General features: G+C 47.7%; 18 protein-coding genes. 12 read left to right on the forward strand and 6 right to left on the reverse strand.

The annotated features are described in order from the left end of the window. Positions 1-114: 114 nt before the first annotated feature. Positions 115-3480, reverse strand: a complete 3366-nt coding sequence (locus OC23_RS11015) for an Rne/Rng family ribonuclease (protein ID WP_038344851.1) — start codon at positions 3478-3480, stop codon at positions 115-117. Between the two features lie 788 nt (positions 3481-4268). On the opposite strand from OC23_RS11015, the gene OC23_RS11025 reads away from it, so the two are divergent. The 5 genes from OC23_RS11025 (at position 4269) to OC23_RS11045 (ending at position 8696) form a co-directional block, all read left to right on the forward strand. Continuing rightward, positions 4269-5201 carry an RluA family pseudouridine synthase gene (locus tag OC23_RS11025; protein ID WP_038344853.1) on the forward strand — a complete coding sequence of 311 codons (933 nt, stop codon included), beginning with the start codon at positions 4269-4271 and terminating at the stop codon, positions 5199-5201. Further along, positions 5198-5881, forward strand: a complete 684-nt coding sequence (locus OC23_RS11030) for an HAD-IA family hydrolase (protein ID WP_038344855.1) — start codon at positions 5198-5200, stop codon at positions 5879-5881. Before OC23_RS11025 ends, OC23_RS11030 begins: the two co-directional genes overlap by 4 nt. 66 nt (positions 5882-5947) lie before the next feature. Further along, the gene (locus OC23_RS11035) at positions 5948-6643 is read left to right on the forward strand and encodes a helix-turn-helix transcriptional regulator (RefSeq protein ID WP_038344857.1); all 696 of its coding nucleotides are present in this window, start codon (positions 5948-5950) and stop codon (positions 6641-6643) included. 52 nt (positions 6644-6695) lie between these two features. Beyond that, a complete protein-coding gene (locus tag OC23_RS11040) occupies positions 6696-7304 on the forward strand; it encodes a glutathione S-transferase family protein (protein ID WP_038344859.1) in 609 nt (202 codons plus the stop codon). A gap of 339 nt (positions 7305-7643) precedes the next feature. Then, positions 7644-8696, forward strand: a complete 1053-nt coding sequence (locus OC23_RS11045; protein WP_038344861.1) for an MBL fold metallo-hydrolase — start codon at positions 7644-7646, stop codon at positions 8694-8696. A gap of 117 nt (positions 8697-8813) precedes the next feature. Here the strand turns inward: OC23_RS11045 and OC23_RS11050 are convergent, their stop codons facing one another. Then, positions 8814-10334, reverse strand: coding sequence for a catalase (locus OC23_RS11050; RefSeq protein WP_038344862.1), 1521 nt, complete (start codon positions 10332-10334; stop codon positions 8814-8816). 583 nt (positions 10335-10917) lie between these two features. Here OC23_RS11050 and OC23_RS11055 point away from each other — a divergent pair. After that, on the forward strand, positions 10918-11367 hold the full coding sequence (locus OC23_RS11055; protein ID WP_038344864.1) for a hypothetical protein: 450 nt from the start codon (positions 10918-10920) through the stop codon (positions 11365-11367). A gap of 61 nt (positions 11368-11428) precedes the next feature. On the opposite strand, the gene ptsP is transcribed toward OC23_RS11055, so the two are convergent. Both ptsP and OC23_RS11065 read right to left on the reverse strand, forming a co-directional pair. Further along, positions 11429-13723, reverse strand: a complete 2295-nt coding sequence (gene ptsP, locus OC23_RS11060) for a phosphoenolpyruvate--protein phosphotransferase (protein ID WP_038344865.1) — start codon at positions 13721-13723, stop codon at positions 11429-11431. A gap of 92 nt (positions 13724-13815) precedes the next feature. Continuing rightward, positions 13816-14292 carry an RNA pyrophosphohydrolase gene (locus OC23_RS11065; RefSeq protein ID WP_004656060.1) on the reverse strand — a complete coding sequence of 159 codons (477 nt, stop codon included), beginning with the start codon at positions 14290-14292 and terminating at the stop codon, positions 13816-13818. 184 nt (positions 14293-14476) lie between these two features. Here OC23_RS11065 and OC23_RS11070 point away from each other — a divergent pair, with 184 nt between their 5' ends. Then, positions 14477-15127, forward strand: a complete 651-nt coding sequence (locus OC23_RS11070) for an HAD family hydrolase (protein ID WP_038344866.1) — start codon at positions 14477-14479, stop codon at positions 15125-15127. A gap of 135 nt (positions 15128-15262) precedes the next feature. Then, on the forward strand, positions 15263-16696 hold the full coding sequence (locus OC23_RS11075) for a DUF2252 domain-containing protein (protein WP_038344868.1): 1434 nt from the start codon (positions 15263-15265) through the stop codon (positions 16694-16696). 108 nt (positions 16697-16804) lie between these two features. Here the strand turns inward: OC23_RS11075 and OC23_RS11080 are convergent, their stop codons facing one another. Together OC23_RS11080 and OC23_RS11085 are read right to left on the reverse strand one after the other, a co-directional pair. Then, complete coding sequence (locus OC23_RS11080) at positions 16805-17671, reverse strand: LysR family transcriptional regulator (protein ID WP_038344869.1); 867 nt, start codon at positions 17669-17671, stop codon at positions 16805-16807. Between the two features lie 53 nt (positions 17672-17724). Beyond that, entirely contained in the window at positions 17725-17931 is a 207-nt protein-coding gene (locus OC23_RS11085; protein ID WP_005226599.1) for a DUF2061 domain-containing protein, read from the reverse strand. A 340-nt stretch (positions 17932-18271) separates the two neighbouring features. On the opposite strand from OC23_RS11085, the gene leuC reads away from it, so the two are divergent. The 4 genes from leuC (at position 18272) to leuB (ending at position 22286) form a co-directional block, all read left to right on the forward strand. After that, entirely contained in the window at positions 18272-19690 is a 1419-nt protein-coding gene (gene leuC, locus OC23_RS11090) for a 3-isopropylmalate dehydratase large subunit (protein WP_038344938.1), read from the forward strand. Positions 19691-19798: 108 nt separating this feature from the next. Continuing rightward, positions 19799-20449 carry a 3-isopropylmalate dehydratase small subunit gene (leuD, locus tag OC23_RS11095; RefSeq protein ID WP_038344870.1) on the forward strand — a complete coding sequence of 217 codons (651 nt, stop codon included), beginning with the start codon at positions 19799-19801 and terminating at the stop codon, positions 20447-20449. A gap of 135 nt (positions 20450-20584) precedes the next feature. Further along, the gene (locus tag OC23_RS11100; protein WP_038344871.1) at positions 20585-21160 is read left to right on the forward strand and encodes a hypothetical protein; all 576 of its coding nucleotides are present in this window, start codon (positions 20585-20587) and stop codon (positions 21158-21160) included. A 46-nt stretch (positions 21161-21206) separates the two neighbouring features. Next, the gene (gene leuB, locus OC23_RS11105; RefSeq protein WP_038344873.1) at positions 21207-22286 is read left to right on the forward strand and encodes a 3-isopropylmalate dehydrogenase; all 1080 of its coding nucleotides are present in this window, start codon (positions 21207-21209) and stop codon (positions 22284-22286) included.

Consider the following 22286-nt stretch of genomic DNA (forward strand, 5'->3'; position numbering starts at 1 on the left):
ATGCTGTTTTTTAATGGTAAGTTCCTAGAGCAATCAACCTAATTTGACAAAATAACAAAAAAGCCTAGTCACCGAAATGACTAGGCTTAGCCTTATTGAGTGCAATTTAGCAAATTATTCATTGCTTGTTGCAGCCTTTTTCGGTGGACGTCCGCGTGGACGGCGAGGGCGGCTTGATTTCTCTTTTTCTGCATCATCTTCAGCTGTTGCATCTGCATTGCTTGCAGGTGCAGCAGCTTCGGCTTTGGCCGCAGGTTTCGCTTTTTCCGTGCCTTCGGCAGCTGCTTTGGTTGCAGTTCCGGCCTTGGCGGTTGCAGTTTCAGCTTTAGCTACCGGGGCTTCAACAGTTTCAGCCGCTACTGGGGCTAGTGCAGCAGCTTCAGTATTGGCAAGTTCCAATGGCTGTTGCTCTGGCGCTGTAACGACCGGTTCTTCGGTAGCTGCAACTTCGGCGACTTGCACTTCCTCTTTCGGTTCGGTGCTTTGTGCAGGTGCTGCTGCCGTACTTGAAGCAATATGCGCTTCTTTGGCCTGCTCAGCTGCCAGTTTTGCTAAACGACGACGTTCACGTGGATCATTGGCCACACGTGTCGCCGGCGCTTCCGGCGGTGTTAACGCCAGTACCGGTGCAGGTTCAGCTTCTTCGGTTGGTTTCTTGCTTGGAAGCTCGGCATCACGAGTAACAGGACGCTTTTCTTCTTCGCTGGTACCAACCACAAGGCTGCTGGCATATTGCTCGGCAAACTTGACTAAAGCACGGTTAAATGTTGTCACTAAACCGAACTGCTCGATCAGGATGGTGCAGTCTTCGCCATAGACATGACGAATCAGGCTGCCAAGCGAGTATTGAGCCAACGCCGGGATTTGCGATGGTGCAATTTTAGGCGCAGCTGCTTTCTGTGGTGCTTGAGCACCACGTTGACGGCGACGTGAGCGTGGATCATTGCTGGCACGTTTTACCGGCGCCTGAACGGCGTCTTCAACCGGTACAGCAGGGGCTTCTTTGGCTGCAACCGGTTCTGCCTGAACAGCAGCCTTGCTTTCTGCCTTTTCAACAACAGCCGGTGCAGCTTCTGCTTTAGGCGCAGGCGCAGCGGTTTGTTGAGGGTTGAGCGCAACAATTTCGCTCTGGCCCTGGTCGATATTGACGATCAATGCCGTGTTCATTGGCTCTGAACGCGGTGCATCTACCACATCAACTTTCACCTGTTGCGGATTGGCTGGTACTTCAGTCGCAGCAGGTGCCTCGTTTAACACGCTTGGGTCACGATGGCGGTTTGGCCGGTTCGGACGTTGCTGGTTACGGTCACGACGTGGTAACGGCGCATTTTCATGACCTTGCGCAGCCTCATGGTGCTGTTGCTGGTTCTGCGATTCTTGTGACTGCTGACGTTTTTGCTGACGTTTTAGTTCACGTTGCTCCTGACGCTGTTCCTGACGTGACATCTGCACAACTTCTTCATGCACCTGATTTTGTTGTTCATGTGCATGTGCGTGTTGTTCACGTTGCTCTTTATGCTTGCGTTTCTTCTGGTTCTGATTTGGACGATGCGGTTTTTCGTCTTTTTCGAACTGTTCACGCGCTTCCTGTTTTACAGGGTGCTGAGACATGTAGACATTGTTGGTCGCAGGCGCTGCAGTTTCAGTAACGACTGGAGCGTGATTGACCTGACCAAACTGGCCACGGCTAACCGCACCGTTATTTACCATTTGCTCAATCGCAGCGGCAGCATTTTGAGCCGAACGAGATTGATCAGTGGTTTGTGCCTGTTTTTGCACAAACAGGTTTTCTAACCATGCACAAGGACTTGCCGATTTTTGTGCAGCAGTCTGCTGTGCCTGTTTGGCTGGTACTGCTGCCTGCTGTGCTGCTTTTTTCTGTGGAGCAGCGGCTTGATTTTGTGCAGGTGCATGGTGATGCTCTGCATCTTCCAGATGCCAGTCAGAAGACTCATAACCCAGTTCTTTTTCACTTGAACGGGTCGCTTCGGTACGTTCATAACTAGACGGTGCAAAACCGTCCGGATTGAACTGGATCTGATAGTGTGGTGTTTCCAAGTGCGGATGCGGTAATACCGTAACACGAACATTTGAAGTTTGCTCGAGGTAAACCAGACTATGGCGCTTTTCATTCAACAGGAATGCTGCAATTTCAACCGGGACTTCGACTTGAACTTCACCTTGGCGTTCACGTAACGCGATTTCTTCAACCTTACGCATGATCGACAGTGACAATGAGCGCAAGTCACGCACCATACCGGTACCATGACAGCGTGGGCAAACGTAACCGGTTGCCTCTTCCAGGGAAGGACGTAACCGCTGGCGGCTCATTTCCATCAGGCCAAAACGCGACAGTTGACCGAACTGGATACGGGCGCGGTCGCTTTGCGTTGCTTCACGTAGTTTGGCTTCCACCATGCGCTGGTTGCGGTCTTTGGTCATGTCGATAAAGTCGATGACGACCAAACCGCCAATATCACGCAAACGCAGTTGACGTGCAATTTCTTCGGCTGCTTCCAGGTTGGTATTGAGTGCCGTTTCTTCAACATCATGACCGCGGGTTGACTTCGCCGAGTTAATATCAATCGATACCAAGGCTTCAGTCTGGTCAATCACGATTGAACCACCAGAAGGAAGTTTCACTTCACGTTCATAGGCAGTCTGGATTTGGCTTTCAATCCCGAAGTGCGCAAATAGCGGCTCGTTCAGGGTATAGGTTTTTAATTTGTCGAGCTGACGTGGCATCACTGCTTTTACGAAGTTATAGGCTTCGTTATAAGCCTGTTCGCTATCAATCAGGATTTCAGCAACATCATCACGTAAATAATCACGAATGGCACGGGTCACCACGCCTGCTTCCTGATGGACCAGCATTGGTGACGGGCCTGAACTTGCTGAACCCTGAATCTGTGCCCACAGGTCAAGCAAGTGTTGCAAGTCAAGTTGCAGTTCTTCTTGGGTACGACCAATACCAGCGGTACGAACGATCACGCTCATGCCGCGTGGCACGTTTAAAGAAGCCAGAATTTCTTTGAGTTCTTCACGGACAGAACCTGAAATCTGACGGCTGATCCCGCCACCTTTCGGGTTGTTTGGCATCAATACCAGGTAACGGCCGGCAAGTGAAATGAAGGTCGACAGGGCAGCACCTTTGTTGCCACGCTCTTCTTTTTCTACCTGAACCAGTAATTCAGTCCCTTCAGTAATGAGTTCACGGATATTTGACGTTTGGCGAGGGTCTGCCTTGAAGTAGGAATTTGCGATTTCCCGCATGGACAAAAAGCCTTGACGCTGTGCGCCATACTCAACGAAAACCGCCTCTAAAGAGGGCTCAACGCGAGTAACATGACCTTTATAGATATTTGATTTTTTTTGTTCACGAGTACGATTTTCTAAATCGAAATCGTAAAGACGATTACCAGTGATAAGTGCAACGCGAACTTCTTCGGCGTGGGTTGCATTAATCAACATACGTTTCATGGGTGTGACACCTAGTAGTGATGCACATCAACAACAAGCCCAATATTTTCGAGCAAACATCAAATTGGCGCGATCAAGACTCAGAAGCAACTTTGTGTAGGAAGCTCTGAAACCACTGACTGTAAGTATCCAGCTGGGGCTTTGACTCGGTTATTTTGATGTCGGCAATATTGCTTCAATCTTCGATCTGTTGCTATTTCATTTATGTCTTGCATCTGTGAAATATCACCAGATCCGACATAATCAAAGTTTCCTGTACGCTTCACTGGCGGGTGAGCGGTGCATTGGATGGTGACTTTCACTGTCATTAAGCATTGAAGTCGATCCATCTGGAAGTCTTGATACGGAATGATCATCGTATCTCTGCCTGGCAGTTCCAATGCATCAACGCTTTAGCCTGAATGCGACATCAGGGAGCAAATTGTCTGATGTGGATCAGTTTACGTTTAATAACCAGCAAATTGCTGGCGACATATTTTTTCTGAACAAACTGTATGTGCAGATGCACAATTAAACGCAACAGTTTGCCATTTTGCCGATATAATAAGCCTTCGGCGTCGGCATAATTCTTTAGGACCTATCCGAGCTATTGGTGAATATCTTATCGATTTAAAATTTTATCTAAATAAAATTTCTGATTTGATGATCACTTACGGTGGTATCCGTGCGCTGAATATACCAAACCTTGCAGCATCTGCCTATGGGCTAAGTTTAGGTTTCTTGTGAAATAACTTAGCTAAATGATCAATTTTTAATCGTATTTAGCAAATCTTGGATGAATCGAGCGTATGAATTCTACACAACAATGGCAAAGTGTCACTTGGTTTGACGTGGATGAGCATCAAGACGGGCAGCGAATCGATAACTTTTTATTTACCCGCCTAAAAGGTGTTCCAAAAAGCCGGATCTACCGTTTGATTCGTGAAGGACAAGTACGCGTAAACAAAAAAAGAATAAAAGCAGAAACGCGTTTGAACATAGGTGACCAGATCCGTGTCGCACCAATCCGTTATGAACAGAAGGACGAGACGGCTGCACCTGTCAGCGATAGCGTGGCACAAAGCCTGCTGAGCCGGGTGGTGTATGAAGATGAAGGCTTGCTGGTGGTCAATAAGCCTTCTGGCATTGCCGTACATGGCGGCAGTGGTGTGGCTTATGGCCTGATCGAAGCATTACGGGCTGCAACCGGCAAAAAATATCTGGAACTGATTCACCGGATTGACCGCGATACCTCGGGACTGGTGATGGTCAGTAAAAAGCGCAGTACCTTAAAATTGCTACAGGACCTGCTACGTGAACACAAGATCCAGAAAACCTACGCGGCCATTGTCAAAGGACAGGTCAGTCTGGACCGGCAAATGATTGATGCGCCATTATTGCGTTATGAGCTGGCCAATGGCGAGCGTCGCGTGCGTGTGACCTCTGAAGGCAAGCCGAGCAAGACCGACTGGAAAGTGGTGGAGCGCTTTAAGGCAGCAACACTGGTTCATGCTTCACCTTTATCAGGCCGTACCCATCAAATCCGTGTGCATGGTTTAAGTATTGGCCATCCTTTGCTGGGTGACGATAAATATGGACACAATACGGTGTATAACGGCCCGGCGGCACGCCGTTTGTGCCTGCATGCCATGCGTCTGGAAATTCCGAATTATCCCGTGATTGAAGCCCCGATGCCTGAAGATATGCAGCAGGTGATTGACGAGTTGAGAAAGCAGAAATGAAGCAGAAAATAGAACTCATCATTTTCGATTGGGATGGTACCCTGTTCGACTCGGTTGGTCAGATCGTGGCAAGTTTGCAATATGCAGCGCAGCAATTCGAACAGCCACTGACCGATGAAGCCGCGAAAAGTATTATTGGTCTGGGTTTGCCTGAAGTGATGCAGATCCTGTTTCCACAGGTGCCGCATTTGCATCAGGAGCTTTTGCAATGTTATGCCGACCATTATGTGGCAAACTCGAAAGGCGATGTCTGGTTTAATGGGGTCGCTGAACTATTGATGGATTTAAAGCAGCAAGGTCTCAAGCTGGCAGTGGCAACCGGTAAAAGCCGTAAGGGACTTGATCGTGTATTGGCGCAAACCAATAGTCATGCATTGTTCGACATTACCCGTGCTGCCAGTGAAACCAAATCCAAGCCGGACCCTTTGATGTTGCAGGAAATTCTGGCCGAGATGGATGTCGCGGCCGAGCATGCGATTATGGTGGGAGATACCAGCTACGATCTGGAAATGGCGCAAAACCTGAATATGCCGCGTATCGGGGTGAGTTATGGCGTGCACAGTATTGAAACTTTGCAACAGTATCAGCCTTTAACCATCGCACATCATGTACAGGAACTGCATCATTATTTACAAAGCCTGCTGCAGGTTGCCGATTTAACGGAAAGTTCATCGGTTTGAAATAACCTAAAATAGCCAGAGGGGAGCGCGTGCTTTCCCTTTATTTATAATAACAACAGGGACTGTATGAGCCGATCAATACGCTTGCTCAATCTATTACAACTCCTCCGGGAATATCGCTATCCGGTTACAGCGCAAGTCTTGGCAGAGCGTTTGCAGATTAGCCAGCGCAGTGTGTATCGTGATATCGAGACACTACGCGCGCAAGGGGTAAGCATTGATGCGGCGGCAGGGCTGGGGTTCCAGCTTAAAGAAGATTTTCTATTACCGCCGATGACCCTGAATGAAACCGAGATCGAGGCCATCTTTCTGGCCTTGAACTGGTTGAGTGAAATTCCCGATCTGGCTTTAAAATCGGCCTCGACTTCGGTGCTGGCCAAGCTCAATGCGGTACTGCCTGAACATTGCCGGCAGTTGCTCCAGCACACGACCTTACGTTCCATCAATGCCTGGTTACCTGTAGATGAAAAGCTGGTCGAACAAGTCCGTCTGGCCATCCGCCAGCAAGTCAAGATTGTAGTGGATTATGCCGATGAGCAGCAGCGTATCAGTTCCCGTACTGTGTGGCCTTTTGCCTTAGGGTATTTTAATGATCGGATTGTACTGGCCGCATGGTGCGAATTGAGGCATAGTTTTCGGCACTTCCGGATTGACCGTATCCGGCAGCTTAGTCTGAGTCAGGAGCTTTATCCGCAATTCAAGCAGCAACTGTTTCAGCAATGGTGGCGGCAAGAGGTGTGTTCGACTACTGACAGAAACTGACAATCCAGACAATTAAATTGAAATAACAATAACTCACCAAGGATATATCAACATGGCTCTTAAACTTTATACCAATAATTTCTCTCGTGGCGTCGTGGTGGACTGGCTACTGATCGAACTGGGTGTGCAATGTGAGCGCATCGAGGTCGCCTTCCAGACCGAAATGAAAGCGCCGGAATATTTGAAAATCAATCCCTTTGGCAAGGTTCCTGTACTGGTAGATGGGGATGTGGTGGTCTATGAGCTGGATGCAATCTGTGCCTATCTGGCAGACAAGTTTGCAGATAAAGGTCTGGCACCTGCACTCGATGACCCCAAACGTGGTCTGTATTACCGCTGGTTGTTCTTTATCTCGGGGCCTTGGGAGGCTGCTTCGACCAATAAGATGCTCGGTGTTGAGGTCAAACCGGATCAGAAAGTTTCAGTCGGCTATGGCGACTATCAGGATGCCTACAATGCATTTGTACAGGGGCTGAGTGAGGCCGATCCGTATTTATGTGGCAAACAGTTTACCGCTGCGGATGTAACGGTTGCTGCCATGCTGTTCTGGCAGATGAAGATGGGTGAGCTTGAGTCTCATCCTGCCATTGAACGTTATCTGGAACAGATCAGGCAACGTCCGAGTTACCAGAAGTTTGCTGCCTTTTTTAGTAATGTCTGAGTCATCCCCGATGACTAAGCCGACTTGTTCGGCTTTTTTATTTGCCCAAACACAGGCATAAACTAAAAATCTCCTTGAAAACGTGTACTTTAATGGGGAGATGGAATTGTCACCAAGCCTTATTAGTTGCGTAAAATTGTGTTGACTCGGCTGTAGAAAATCAGCATAACTAAAAACCTTATGTTAGGATCAAAGACCGGTCATGGTGTGATGAAATGCCATTTTTATCTTCAAGAAAATCATGCCGCTTAAGCATGTGAGCATTGCCAAGAACATCATAATCACAGGGACATAACATAATGAAGCTCATGCGATCAGATTCCACCACAGAAGAAGTACATGAAAGATAAGCCGACATTAACCTATCAATTGCCGACACAATCTTGCTTGAGTCATACTTGGGTGAAACCGCCATTTCCACATGAGGCTTCTGATCATTGTGGCATAGACCGGTTTTATAATGTGCAGAAACCGTTAACGCCGTTTGACCGTAAGGGCTTGCTCAAATGGCTGGCCACACGTAAATCGTATACCTGGAACGTAGATCGTGTTCATGAATCAAATTTGCGTAATCAAATGCTGGAACTGCCACAAAACCGACCGCATGCAGATTTGAATAACTGGCAGATCTGGTTTGTGGGACATGCCACAATCCTGATCCAGATTGGCCCCTATAATTTCCTGACCGATCCGGTCTGGTGCGAATATGCCAGCCCGAAACAGGGCAATGGCCCGCGCCGGGTCTGTCCGGCAGGTATTGCACTGGAACACCTGCCGACCATACATGGGGTGTTATTAAGCCATAATCATTATGATCATATGGATCTGGCAACCCTGCAATGGTTACACCAGAAATTTGAAATGCCGATTTATACCGGCTTGGGCAATGCCTACTATTTACCTAAATATTTGCATGTGATTGAGATGGACTGGTGGCAGGAAATCCCGTTTCACGATGAGCTCAAGATTGCCTATACACCAGCCCAGCATACGTCCGGACGCGGAGTACGTGACCAGAACCGGGCCTTATGGGGAGGCTTTTCCCTGCTGGCCAAGACCGGACACTGTTTTTTTGCCGGTGATACCGGTTATTCGGGGCACTTTAAGCAAATCCATGAGCGTTATGGCGATGCCAGAATGGCATTGTTACCGATAGGTGCCTATGAGCCCCGTATGCTGATGCGTTATGTGCACATGAATCCGCAAGATGCCTTTCAGGCCCATTTAGACTTGCATGCACATCGTTCACTGGCCATTCATTACCGGACCTTCCAGTTAACCGATGAAGACCGCGCTTCGCCTGAACATGAATTGCAGCAAGCCATGAAATCTTCTTCAAAACTGGTGAATCCGTTCTATTGTATCCGGGAAGGGCATTTTATCCGGGCTTAAAGGGCGGGCGAGTGCTCTTAGATGTGTACCCGATTGACTTGCCGGTTGGGGCTAGAGTGCTAGTCCCATAAAAAAAGCCATCCGAAGATGGCTTTTTTTATTTTATGATTTCAAGGCTTAAAGAAAGCTTGGTAAATGACGTGCCGGATCGGTTGCACGTGCCGCCTGTGCATCGGCAACGGTCATGCCCAGCGCCTTGGCAACCCCTTCGCCATAGGCAGGGTGGCAGGCATAGCAATTACGGATATGACGGTATTTGATAAAGTCGAGCGCATCGCCCATGGCACGTGCTGTATTGCCAAATAATGCCTCTTGTTGTTCAGGAGTCATTAACTCGAACAAGGCACGTGGCTGGCTGAAATAGTCATTATCATCTTCACGATAATCCCAGAAATCGGCATCACCATTAATTTTTAATGGAGGCTCTTTATACTGAGGCTGTTCTTGCCACTGTCCAAAGCTGTTTGGTTCGTAGTGTGGTAAACCACCGTAGTTGGCATCAATACGGCCCTGACCATCGCGGTGATTACTATGTACCGGGCAGCGTGCAGCATTGACCGGGATCTGCTGGTAGTTTACGCCCAAACGGTAGCGTTGAGCATCGGCATAGTTAAACAGGCGCGCCTGTAACATACGGTCTGGTGAAGCGCTGATGCCTGGTACCAGATTGCTTGGGGCAAAAGCAGACTGTTCAACATCAAGGAAGAAGTTTTCAGGATTACGGTTCAGTTCAAACTCACCCACTTCAATGAGCGGATAATCGGCATGTGGCCAGACTTTGGTCAAATCAAACGGATGATAAGGTACTTTTTCCGCATCTTGTTCCGGCATGACCTGAACGAAAAGGGTCCATTTTGGATAGTCTTTACGTTCAATGGCATCGAACAAGTCACGTTGATGGCTTTCACGATCCTGACCGACCAGTTCGCCCGCCTCGGCATCTGTCAGGTTTTTAATGCCCTGTTGGGTTCTAAAGTGGAATTTCACCCAGAAACGCTCATTGGCTGCATTGATGAAGCTGTAGGTGTGGCTACTAAAACCATGCATATGGCGATAGCTGGCAGGAATACCACGATCTGACATGACAATGGTGACCTGATGCAAGGCTTCTGGCAGTAATGTCCAGAAATCCCAGTTATTGGTTGCACTGCGCATGTTGGTTTTCGGGTCACGTTTGACCGCTTTGTTTAAATCCGGGAATTTACGCGGGTCACGCAAGAAGAATACCGGGGTGTTATTGCCCACCATATCCCAGTTACCTTCTTCGGTATAAAACTTCAGGGCGAAACCACGAATGTCACGCTCTGCATCTGCTGCACCACGTTCACCGGCAACGGTGGTGAAACGGGCAAACATTTCGGTTTTTTTACCGATTTCACTAAAGATCTTGGCGCGGGTATAGCGGGTAATGTCATGGGTAACCGTAAAGGTACCAAATGCACCCGAACCCTTGGCATGCATACGACGTTCTGGAATGACTTCACGGACAAAGTTGGCAAGTTTTTCATTTAGCCATAAATCCTGGGCTAATAAGGGGCCTCTGGCACCTGCGGTCATACTGTTCTGGTTGTCTACAACGGGAGCACCAAAATCAGTAGTCAGGTGGCTATAAGGACATTTTTTTTCGTCTTGGCTCATGTTCTATCTCCATCAAGATGACCGGTGAGCGAGGTCATCTCAACTGTTTGACCGTTCAAAGATATGGGGACTGCACTGCTTTATATACAAACTGGGTATCGAAACTTCAGATGCCTAAATGATGTTTGCCTTGAATCAGTTCAGCCTTTGTATTTTTACTCTAGGTTGATGAAAGCTTTTTTTCCAATGGATTAAAGTTGATGTCATAAATGCTTTATTCGATTAAAGCTGTCTAAATCTTAAACTTGAGTTGAGCTGTTGTAGATATAAAAATTGTTAAAAAAGCTGGAAAACTTTTGAAAAATAAAAGTTTTATTCTTAACTTTTACAACCCTGCCAAGAGTTGTAAAGGCTAAAAAGGTACAGATAAACCGGTGCCCGGGTTCACTTGAAAAACTGCTGTTTTCCCTGTTGCAGTTGTGTAAAGCGGCCTGTAGCGACCGAAAGCCATGCCGGCATACCACTGGTTGAGGAAAAGACGTCATTGGACTGGCCACAAAGGATTGGGTTGAAAATATGTAAGTGTTCATGATTTTAAGGCAGGACATGTTATGTTGGGCGTTTTCTTGATGAGATAACAACAATGAAAAAATTAGTAATGGGTCTTGGTTTATCTTTCACTTTACTGACAGGTTGTAGCTCCATGTCGCAAAACTCTGAACTGAATGCCAGTCAACCGACAGCCCTGACGGTTGAGTTTGTGGGAACTGCCAGACATGCGGTTCAGCCCCAGCAGGGAATCGTCAGTTTATACGCCGTAGACAGCCGCATGGCAGATGTTGCTGCGACCCTGATTCAACAGAAGCAGGTTCAGGTAAGCGAGGTTCCGTTTAAGGTTGATTTTAGTGTGCCGGCCAATCATCGTCAGCAGATCCAGCCTCCCGTACGTGAAGGTGCAGACCTTAGCTATTATGTAACCTGGCAATCCGATACCAAAAATTTAACGGGTAAAGATGCCATTGTGATTGATTACGACCGTCAATTTCCTCGGGTAAAGCTTGGGCACGGCATACAGCAGGTTTATTTAAAATAAGCCTGCCGGGCCATAAAAAAAGAGCGATGCTTTTTTAGAAGATCGCTCTTTTTTATGGCGTTTATACACTGACCAGACGATTCGATTTCACCATATCGGCGAGTCCATGGGTTCTGAAATAATGCTCAAGCCAGCTTTTAATCACTAGCGGGTTGTTCATTTGTAACACATCTTCCAGCAATTTTTTGGCATCACTCATCGGGACATGACAAATCGCTTTGCGGACACGCAAGATATTGCTTGAACTCATGGACAAGGTATTGAATCCCATCGCCATGAGCAATATGGCAGACAACGGGTCTCCAGCCATTTCACCACAGACACTGACCGGTTTCTGGTGGGTATGGCAGTCTTCTGCCAGACGCTTTAAGGCCCGTAAAACCGATGGGTGAAAGTGTGAATAGACGTTGGCAACATGCGGATTGTTACGATCCACTGCCAGTAAATACTGGGTCAAATCGTTTGAGCCCACCGAGAAGAAATCGACCAGCTCGGCAAATTCATCAATCTGCAACAGGACGCTCGGGACTTCGACCATAATGCCGATTTTTGGCTTGGTAATCTTGACCTGTTCTTCTTCCTGTACCGCCACCCAGTCACGTTCGAGCAGATACAGTACTTCTTCTACTTCACTAACGCTGGTCACCATTGGTAGCAGGATATGCAGGTTATTCAGGCCGATGCTGGCTTTGAGCATGGCGCGGATTTGTGCAGAGAAAATCTCTGGATGATCCAGCGTGAAGCGTAGCCCGCGCCAGCCCAGCGCCGAGTTTTCTTCTTCAATACTGAAATACGGCAAGTCTTTATCCGCACCGATATCCAGGGTACGCATAATCACCGGTTTATTGGCAAAATGGCTGAGCTGCTGACGGTAGATAGCGCGCTGTTCTTCTTCGCCCGGGAAGCGCTCACGTAGCATGAAGGGAATTTCACTACGATATAAGCCTACGCCTTTGGCACCGCGCTGAACGCCACGCACCACATCAATCATTAAACCGGTATTGACGAATAACGGGATAGAGATGCCATCAGGTGTGATCGCATCTTTGGTTTCGTATTGCTTTAAATCTTTGGCAATCTGTTCTTCTTCTTTCTGGACTTCTTTATAACGTTGGCGTAAACGACGTGGTGGATTGACAAAGACGCGACCTTGGTAGGCATCGACAATCATTTCAATGTCATCCAGTGTGGTGATTGGCAACTCGGTGACACCGACCACGGTTGGAATGCCCAGCGCACGCGCTACAATCACCATATGTGAATTGGCTGCGCCTTCAGACGTGACAATCGCCGCGATATTATCCACCGGTAACTCCACCAGTGCGGCGGTACTGATTTCTTCGCCAATCAGGATACTGTCGGGGCTAAGCTCGCGATGGCTGGAGTCTGCCTCCTGCAGGCAGGCCAGAATGCGGCGGCCAAGGTCTTTCAGGTCAGAAACACGTTCACGCAGGTAGTCATCTTCCATTTGTGCAAACAGTGCCACATGCTTGTCGATGACTTTACGTACTGCGCCCTGAGCCCAGCTTCCTGCGCGGATATGGTCCTTGATTTCGCTGGGTAAGGCATTTTCATCCAGCATGCGCAAGAACACGCTAAATAACGCCCGTTCTTCCGACATCAGGGAGTCCTGCATTTTTTCATCTAAAGACTGGATTTCCTGACGCACCGAGGCGATGGCCTGATCCAGTAACTCCAGTTCTTCGCTGATGTCTTCTGCTTCACGATCCGGAATCGCAGCCAGATCGGCAGGCGGGTAGAGCACGATGGCACGTCCCAGCGCAATCCCGCCAGCTCCTGAAACCCCTTGGAAGGTTTTATAGGTCGAGCCTGTGCTGGGCTTGCGGAAAACATCAATATTACCGACTGCATGGGCATGGGCAATCACGCCTGAAAGCTGTGCACACAGGGTGACCAAAAAGGATTCGGCAGCTTCACTAAAGTCTTGGGATTCCTTATTCTGAACCACAAGTACGCCCATCACCTTGCGGCGATACATCACCGGCACGCCGAGGAAGGAGTTAAACAGCTCTTCGCCGGTTTCCGGTAAGTAGGCGAAACGGTCATGCCGTGGTGCATTATCCAGGTTGACGATTTCTTCACGTTGCCCGACCAGACCAACCAGACCTTCACCAATATTCAGGGAAACATTGCCGACAGCTTCAGGCTTGAGGCCTTTTGATGCCATCAGCACATAGCGGCGGTTGCGTTCATCCAGCAAATAAATCGAGCAGACATCCACATGCATGGCTTCGGCCACATGATTGACCATAATGTCCAGAGAATCATGCAAACTGACGGACGCATTAATTTCCTGCACAATGCGTCTGAGTGTGTCGAGCTGCATGTTTGACATGGATGTTTACTCCAGTTTATTGAATCGTTATAGCCTAGTTATAACAGCTCTCTTGCCAAAAATCATTGCTTAAAATGATGATTCTATGACAATTAACGCTGAGGTAGTTGTAAACATAATTCCATCATGGCTTTACGGTAAACATCACGTTTGAAGTTGACCACTTGACCCAATGGGTACCAGTAACTCACCCATTGCCATTCATCGAATTCGGGTGGGTCTGACAGGTTTAGCTGAATATGATGCGGCGAGGCCGTTAACTTCAGTAAAAACCATTTTTGCTTTTGTCCAATACATACCGGATCTGAATCTGACCGAATGTACCGATGTGGCAAACGATAACGCAGCCAACCTTTTGTTTGCGCTATAATCTGGACGTGTTCGGGCAATAAACCGACTTCTTCTCTCAGTTCACGAAAAAGTGCCTGTTCAGGGGTTTCTCCAAATTGGATTCCTCCTTGTGGAAATTGCCAAGCATTGTGACCAATGCGTTTTGCCCATAAAACCTGTCCGTCATCGTTTGCCAAAATGATCCCGACGTTGGGTCGGAAACCTTCTGAGTCGATCATTTGGCTACCTAAATTTTGTCTATGTCGTTGACTTTGATCTCGGGGACAGTCACTCTTCTTGTCCAGCTCGAAAAAGGTCAAAGTAAAATGTTTAAAAATTGCTATGATCTTAACGAATTTCTATCGACTAGCGGAGATAGATTTACATTTTTTTTCTTAATTTTCAGTTTAAACGAGAAATTCTATGCAATTGGCTTTGTTTGATTTAGATCATACGTTGTTAAATACCGACTCTGACCATTCATGGGGAGAGTTTCTGGTCAATGAAGCCTTGGTTGATCCGGTCCATCATCGCCAGATGAATGACAAGTTTTATGAAGATTATAAAGCCGGACAACTCGATCCGATTGCCTATAACGAATTTGTATTTGAGTTTCTGACCAAACATGATCATGCGTATTTAACTGAGCTACATCAGTTGTTTATGCAAAAAGTCATTCGTCCGCAAATGCGTCCGCAGGGCTTTGATGCGATTAAGAAGCATCAGGATCTTGGCCATGCCATTGTGGGGATTACAGCCACCAGCGATTTTATTACGGCACCGATTTTTCGCGAGTTCGGAATTAATGAAATCATTGCCACCAATGCCGAAGTGGCTGATGGAAAATATACCGGCAAGGTGACCGGAATTCCATGCTATCAACAAGGCAAGCTGGCCCGTCTGGATCAATGGCTGGCTGGACGCACGGTGAATGAGTCTTGGGCCTATTCAGATTCGATCAATGACCGTTTCTTGCTGGAATACGCCACCCATGCGATTGCCGTCAATCCCGATGAACGTTTAGAAAAACTGGCGCAAGAGCAGGGCTGGGAGATTCAGGACTGGTCCATCTAGAGAGGCTTTTGCCAGACTTCAGCTGATCTGGCGGGCAGGTCTGGCAATTTTTTAACAACAATAAAAAGGCCAAATAGGTGCATTATGGTCTGATCGAAATATTAAAAACATCAACGGATAGGTTGAGAGGGTGAGATGTCGGAACCATGCATCGTACTTCCCGAACGGCTCTGGACCGAACAGAGCATTGATTTAACCCGGCATCGTTATCAGGGCAGATTGCTGACCAGAAGCGATGGTCTGGCCCTGGGCAAGGCACAGCGGAAAAAAGTGCCGAGAGAACAGCTGGAGCAATTGTCCCGGCGTCCCAAAGGCATTACTGCGCTGAACCTGTATGACTGGAGCAATCAGGGGCGTCTGGAGAAACTCAAGCCGATCCGTGCCAGCAGGATGAGTAGCTCGGCATTGGCCTTTTATCGTGGCATGCCTGCATTAATGCTTTTTGATCAGGTATGGGAGACGACCAATTCAGGTTTGTTCCAGCAGATCTGTGGCGATTGCCATCTAAGCAATTTTGGTGGTTTTGCCAGTCCAGAGCGTAATTTGCTGTTTGGTATCAATGATTTTGATGAAACGCTGGTGGCACCGTTCGAGTGGGATCTCAAGCGTCTGGTCACCAGTCTGGTGATCGCGGCCCATGAAATCGGTCTGGATGACAATGCCGGTTTAAAAGCCATCCGCATGATGCTCACGGCTTATATTTCCCATCTGGACCAGCAAGTGAGCTTGTCACCGCTGCAGGTCTGGTATGAAAAAATTGATGCAACGACCTTGCTGGCAAAAACGGAAAATCAAAAAGTCCGTAAAAAAATAGAGAAGAAAGTCAGCCGTGCGCCTTTGCGTGACAGTAGCTCGGTTTTACCAAAACTGACCCGGCAAGAGGATGAGTCGGGATTTCGCCATTTTATTGATGATGAACCCTTATTATGGCATCCCAAACCGGGTGAACCCTTTAGCCAGCATCTGGATGCGTTTTTCCAGCTGTACCGCGAATCACTGAAATATGACCGGCAGGTCCTGTTTGACCGTTATCAATGCACGGATGTGGCTTTCAAGGTGGTCGGTGTCGGCAGTGTCGGAACACGTGCAGCGGTTGCCCTGTTTGAAGATGCAGATCGTGATCCCCTGATTTTACAAATGAAAGAAGCAACGCCGTCCATTCTTGATCCGCTTTTTATGCAGACCGTACCCCATGAAGGAGAGCGTGTGGTGCGTGGTCAGCAGCTGATGCAGGCTGCCAGTGATATCTTTTTAGGCTTTTCAAGCGAAGGCCAGCAGCATTATCTGGTTCGCCAGCTCCGGGACATGAAGGTCTCGATTGACCTGACCGGCATGGATGAAGCATTTTTTTATGAATATGCCGATAGCTGTGGCCTTGCGTTAGCACATGCCCATGCCAAAGCCGGTAATGCAGATGTACTGAAAGGATATCTGGGCGAGGGCAACACCATCATCAGTACCCTGCAAAGCTATGCGCTACAAGCGGCAGCGCGTAATTTAACGGACTATCAGCAATTTATGAATGCGATTGCCGATGCCCGGATTGAGCTGGCTGGAGCACCTGAGTAATCTCGGGATGGGGGATATCGTCCTGACGGTTTATGGCAGAACATATCCTGATGCTTTTCCGGTCTGGTCTGGCCGGATGTACATGGTTATATCATGTCGGGAATGGGTTCAAGCACCGGCCTGCATCATGCGTACCAGTTCTTCTGCCGCTTTAGACTGGATTCGGGCCGGATGCCAGACCATGCCCAGTTGACGTTGCATAGCCAGATTCAGGTCAAGTTGTTTTAAGTCCTGATTGACCAGTGTTTTTGGCAGCACCGACCAGCCCAGCCCGATTGAAACCAGCATCCGGATCGATTCGAGGGGATTATTGCTCATGGTGATTTTAGGTTTGAGATTATTCTTTTCAAATTCTGCCAGGGTAATCTGGCTGGTATAGGTTTGTGCCGCAGGTAACAGGCTGGGATAGGCAATCAGGTCTTCTAGCTGGAGTGAGCCTTGCTGGGCTAATGGGTGAAAAGGGGCACAGACAAACACCAGTGGATCATTCCAGATGGTGACATAGTTCAGCCGGTCATCACCGACAGGTGGCAAGGTTAAGAAGGCCAGTTCCAGCTCTCCTGCCAGCACCTGTTCATGGGCCTGTTCGGAGTCCACAAAATGCACGTCCAGAGTGACCTGCGGAAATTTCTGGACAAAGTTTTTTAAGGGTTCTGCCAGATGATGCAAGCCGATATGGTGACTGGTACCAATTTTCAGGCGACCTTGTACCTGCGTCTGTTCATGACTCAAGGTATGGTGTATTTCACCGAGTTCATTCAGCCAGGTCCGGACTTTCGGCAATAGAGAATGGGCCGCATGTGTGGGTTGAATGCCGCGACCTGCCGATTCAAATAGCTTGACGCCAAAGTAGTCTTCAAGGCTATGAATCCGCTTGGTCACAGCAGGCTGGGTAATAAATAATTGTTCTGCCGCAATGGAAATTGAACCTGTTTCCATTACTTTTACAAATGCTTCAAAAGCTGCGAGGTTCATACACGCCGATCCAGGGAGATTTTTAAGTTGGTTTTTTTGCGCAATTTTTTAAATTAGAAATAATTCCAGACTTTTTCATGAAAGAAAAAAGCAAAGGCCTGCACGGTCGGTTCGATTAAACTTAATGTTGCAGCCATCATCAGATTCCCTGTAATCACATAGGCAACCATCATTGCCACACTAATATGCATGATGTAATAACTCAAGGTCTTTTTTAAGGTACGCCGGTTATTGAGTACGAATTGCTGGATATTTGCCATTGTGTTCACCTATTGCTCGCTGTTTAATTAAATAATAATCATTATCATTTAAAATGTAAAAAAGAAATTTCGATTTATCACGATTGTTTTTATAAATAGAATGAAGATTCACTTAAATCTGCCCTGATACAGGCTCATCTAGGCTAAAATAAGACGGGCAAATTCTGATTACACATATTGTTATTTTATCAATCACAACACAGGAAAAAGAAGCACTTATTATTCCAAAAAGTTTGTCAATTTATAAAAATGATAAATTAGATTTATGTGAATCGATTGCTATAATCAAATCAAGATAACAATACCCAGACCGATGGCAAGCACGATGGAGGGCGACGACATGGCAGGCAAAACTTTGTATGACAAATTGTGGGATGATCACTTGGTAAAACAGCGTGATGATGGTTCAAGCCTGATCTATATCGACCGTCATTTATTGCATGAAGTCACCAGCCCGCAAGCATTTGAAGGATTACAGCTTGCCGATCGCCAGCCATGGCGTTTAAGTGCCAATGTCGCAACGCCTGACCACAATGTACCGACTTCTAAAAAAGAGCGTGAACAAGGCATTGCCGGGATTGAAGATGATACCTCGCGTATTCAGGTTCAGACGTTAGACGACAACTGTAAAACATTTAATATCGTTGAGTTTGGAATCAACGACATCCGTCAGGGGATTGCCCATGTGGTTGGCCCGGAGCAAGGTTTGACCTTACCGGGCATGACCGTGGTGTGCGGTGACTCGCATACTGCTACACATGGGGCCTTTGGTTGCCTGGCACATGGTATCGGAACTTCTGAGGTTGAGCATGTCTTGGCAACACAATGTCTGGTACAGAAGAAATCAAAAAACATGCTGGTACGTGTCGATGGTGTATTGGGTAAAGGCGTGACCTCTAAAGATGTCGTGTTAGCGATTATCGGCAAGATCGGTACAGCAGGCGGTACAGGCTATGCCATCGAATTTGGCGGACAGGTTTTCCGTGACATGTCGATGGAAGGCCGCATGACAGTCTGTAATATGGCGATTGAAGCCGGTGCCCGTGTAGGAATGGTCGCCGTTGATGACAAGACCATTGCCTATGTCAAAGACCGTAACTATGCACCCAAAGGTGAACAGTGGGATCAGGCGGTTGAATACTGGAATACCTTGCACTCAGACGAAGATGCCATATTTGATGCGGTGGTGGTGTTAAATGGTGCCGAGATCGAACCGCAAGTGTCTTGGGGAACCTCGCCAGAAATGGTGATTCCGGTGACACAGGCCGTACCAACCTTGGAACAGGCCAAAGATGAGGTACAACGCAATGACTGGACCCGTGCTTATCAATACATGGGTTTAACCGCTGGACAGGCCCTGGCTGATATCCAGCTGGATCGCGTCTTTATTGGATCATGTACCAACTCGCGCATTGAAGATATCCGTGCAGCTGCCGATGTGGTGAAAGGCCGTAAAGTGGCGGCAAGTATCAAGCAGGCCATGATTGTTCCGGGCTCGGGCTTGGTAAAACAACAGGCAGAACAGGAAGGTCTGGACCAGATCTTCTTGGAAGCCGGCTTTGAGTGGCGTGAACCGGGGTGTTCAATGTGCTTGGCAATGAATGCTGACAAGTTACAGCCAGGTGAGCATTGTGCCTCGACTTCAAACCGTAACTTTGAAGGTCGTCAGGGCAATGGCGGACGTACCCATCTGGTCAGTCCGGCCATGGCCGCTGCAGCAGCCATTGCAGGCCATTTTGTTGATGTTCGGACATTTTAATTAAAGCCTTTATACCCGCTCATCCTAACCTTCTCCCTTTGGGAGAAGGGGTTGCCTCTCCTTAAAGGAGAGGGTAAGGGAGAGGTTACAGATTTTTAGGAAACAATCATGAAAAAATATACTGTAGAACAAGGGATTGTTGCACCTTTAGACCGTGCCAATGTCGATACCGACCTGATCATTCCAAAACAGTTTTTAAAATCCATCAAACGTACCGGCTTTGGTGACAACTTATTTGATGAGTTGCGCTATCTGGATGAAGGCTATTTGGGACAGGACATCAGCAAGCGCCCAAAAAATCCTGATTTCGTTTTAAACAAGGCACGTTATCAAGGTTCTAGCATTTTATTGGCACGCAGCAATTTCGGTTGTGGTTCAAGTCGTGAGCATGCGCCGTGGGCCTTGAGCGAATATGGTTTCCGTACCGTGATTGCCCCTAGCTTTGCCGATATTTTCTTTAATAACTGCTTTAAAAATGGCATGTTGCCGGTGATCTTGCCTGAGCAGGTAGTCGATCAGTTATTTAAGGAATGTGCTGAAACCGAAGGTTATCAGTTAACCATTGATCTGGAGGCACAGGAAGTTCGCACTCCATCAGGTCAGGCATTTAAATTTGAAGTTGATCCGTTCCGTAAACACTGTTTGTTGAATGGTCTGGATGATATCGGCTTAACCTTGCAGGTTGCAGAGGATATCCGTGCCTATGAAGCGAAAGCGAAACAGGCACGTCCATGGGTATTTCAGGATATACAGGCCTGATTTTGGTAGACGAAATTACACTTCGTCTTGGACATTTTAAACATAGCCATAGCGCAGACATTGAACTCTTGTTAACATGCTAGCGAATAATTTTTTGCTTACATGTTAACAAGGCATGAGGACTGGGCTTGAATAATGAAAAGAACATTCGCTCGCAGTATTTTACTGTGTCTATGTGTTGGTACGAGTTTAACCGCGTGTCAGAATGCACCGAACGTGGTTGATCAGGTCCGTATTGCACAGAACACGCTGGAAAGTAAGGCGGACAACACGACTTTATATTGTTCAGGTGTTGAGAGTTGTGAGTTTGAACGTATTGGCAATATTGCGGTAATCGATGCCAAGACCCACCGGATCAGCCAGCAGGCGATGGAACGTGGGATCGTGCGGTTACACGGTTCGGTATTTAGCCGGAAACAGCAGGTTTATTTAAGCTTGCCCGCCAAGCAATATGAAGTCGTCATCCGCTTTTATCCAATTTCTCCCGATCGTGCAGAAACTTTCCATGTCATCCATGCGTTCAAACCGCATGTGCGCTATACCTTTAAAATGTATCGAGACCGGACACGCCGCTCAGGCAGTTTGCTGAACGTTTCTGTGCCTGATCCGCTGTGTGTAGATTTACAACAGGAGCAACATACCATCCGCCGCTTCTGTCGTCCTTTTGACGTCAGTACAGGTCTGGGCGAGTTTGTTGAGAAAAAGGTTTAATCGGCTCGCAGTGTCAAAACTGCCTATATGAAAACTGGAAAAGTAGATGTCTAAACATATTTTAATTTTAGCGGGTGATGGCATTGGTCCTGAAATCGTAGCTGCAGCAGAACAGGTGTTAACCAAGGTCAATGATAAATTTAATCTAGGTTTGACATGGGAGCATGGCTTGCTCGGCGGTGCTGCAATCGATGCACATGGCGAACCGTATCCGGCTGTGACCAGCGAGCAGGCAAAGAAGGCAGATGCCATTTTACTTGGGGCGGTTGGTGGACCTAAATGGGACAGTATCGAGCGTTCGATTCGTCCGGAACGGGGATTGTTAAAAATCCGTAGTGAACTGAATTTATTTGCTAACCTGCGCCCAGCCATTTTATATCCGCAACTGGCAGATGCCTCAAGTTTGAAGCCGGAGATTGTAGCAGGTCTGGATATCCTGATTGTGCGTGAATTGACGGGCGGGATCTATTTTGGCCAGCCGCGCGGTATTCGTGAGCTGGAAAATGGCGAGAAACAGGGCTATAACACCGACGTTTATTCCGAAACTGAAATCAAGCGTATTGCCAAGGTTGCATTTGAACTGGCGGGATTACGTGGCGGCAAAGTCTGTTCAGTAGATAAGGCCAACGTACTGGAAGTGACCGAACTCTGGAAGCAGACCGTGACGGATTTACAGCAGGCGCAGTATCCGGATATCCAGTTATCGCATATGTATGTTGATAACGCAGCGATGCAGCTGGTGCGTGCACCAAAGCAGTTTGATGTCATTGTTACAGGCAACCTGTTTGGCGATATCCTGTCTGATGAAGCTGCAATGTTGACAGGCTCGATTGGCATGTTGCCATCTGCTTCACTGGATGAAACTGGCAAAGGCATGTATGAGCCATGTCACGGCTCTGCACCAGATATCGCAGGCCAGAACATTGCCAATCCATTGGCGACGGTACTGTCAGTGGCGATGATGTTGCGTTATACCTTCCGTGAAGAAGCAGCTGCCAAGGCGATTGAAGATGCCGTTGGCCAGGTACTGGATCAAGGCTTGCGTACCGCTGACATCATGTCTGAAGGCATGACCAAAGTGGGTACAGATGCGATGGGTGAGGCGGTTGTTACTGCGCTGAACTAA

It is taken from the genome of Acinetobacter sp. A47 (assembly GCF_000805455.1).
In the GTDB taxonomy this organism is placed as follows: domain Bacteria; phylum Pseudomonadota; class Gammaproteobacteria; order Pseudomonadales; family Moraxellaceae; genus Acinetobacter.

Bases quoted from the DNA above. Each gene is read 5' to 3' on its own strand.
- OC23_RS11015 (WP_038344851.1), bottom strand. From the start codon at position 3,480: ATGAAACGTATGTTGATTAATGCAACCCACGCCGAAGAAGTTCGCGTT.
- OC23_RS11025 (WP_038344853.1), top strand. From the start codon at position 4,269: ATGAATTCTACACAACAATGGCAAAGTGTCACTTGGTTTGACGTGGAT.
- OC23_RS11030 (WP_038344855.1), top strand. From the start codon at position 5,198: ATGAAGCAGAAAATAGAACTCATCATTTTCGATTGGGATGGTACCCTG.
- OC23_RS11035 (WP_038344857.1), top strand. From the start codon at position 5,948: ATGAGCCGATCAATACGCTTGCTCAATCTATTACAACTCCTCCGGGAA.
- OC23_RS11040 (WP_038344859.1), top strand. From the start codon at position 6,696: ATGGCTCTTAAACTTTATACCAATAATTTCTCTCGTGGCGTCGTGGTG.
- OC23_RS11045 (WP_038344861.1), top strand. From the start codon at position 7,644: ATGAAAGATAAGCCGACATTAACCTATCAATTGCCGACACAATCTTGC.
- OC23_RS11050 (WP_038344862.1), bottom strand. From the start codon at position 10,334: ATGAGCCAAGACGAAAAAAAATGTCCTTATAGCCACCTGACTACTGAT.
- OC23_RS11055 (WP_038344864.1), top strand. From the start codon at position 10,918: ATGAAAAAATTAGTAATGGGTCTTGGTTTATCTTTCACTTTACTGACA.
- ptsP (WP_038344865.1), bottom strand. From the start codon at position 13,723: ATGTCAAACATGCAGCTCGACACACTCAGACGCATTGTGCAGGAAATT.
- OC23_RS11065 (WP_004656060.1), bottom strand. From the start codon at position 14,292: ATGATCGACTCAGAAGGTTTCCGACCCAACGTCGGGATCATTTTGGCA.
- OC23_RS11070 (WP_038344866.1), top strand. From the start codon at position 14,477: ATGCAATTGGCTTTGTTTGATTTAGATCATACGTTGTTAAATACCGAC.
- OC23_RS11075 (WP_038344868.1), top strand. From the start codon at position 15,263: ATGTCGGAACCATGCATCGTACTTCCCGAACGGCTCTGGACCGAACAG.
- OC23_RS11080 (WP_038344869.1), bottom strand. From the start codon at position 17,671: ATGAACCTCGCAGCTTTTGAAGCATTTGTAAAAGTAATGGAAACAGGT.
- OC23_RS11085 (WP_005226599.1), bottom strand. From the start codon at position 17,931: ATGGCAAATATCCAGCAATTCGTACTCAATAACCGGCGTACCTTAAAA.
- leuC (WP_038344938.1), top strand. From the start codon at position 18,272: ATGGCAGGCAAAACTTTGTATGACAAATTGTGGGATGATCACTTGGTA.
- leuD (WP_038344870.1), top strand. From the start codon at position 19,799: ATGAAAAAATATACTGTAGAACAAGGGATTGTTGCACCTTTAGACCGT.
- OC23_RS11100 (WP_038344871.1), top strand. From the start codon at position 20,585: ATGAAAAGAACATTCGCTCGCAGTATTTTACTGTGTCTATGTGTTGGT.
- leuB (WP_038344873.1), top strand. From the start codon at position 21,207: ATGTCTAAACATATTTTAATTTTAGCGGGTGATGGCATTGGTCCTGAA.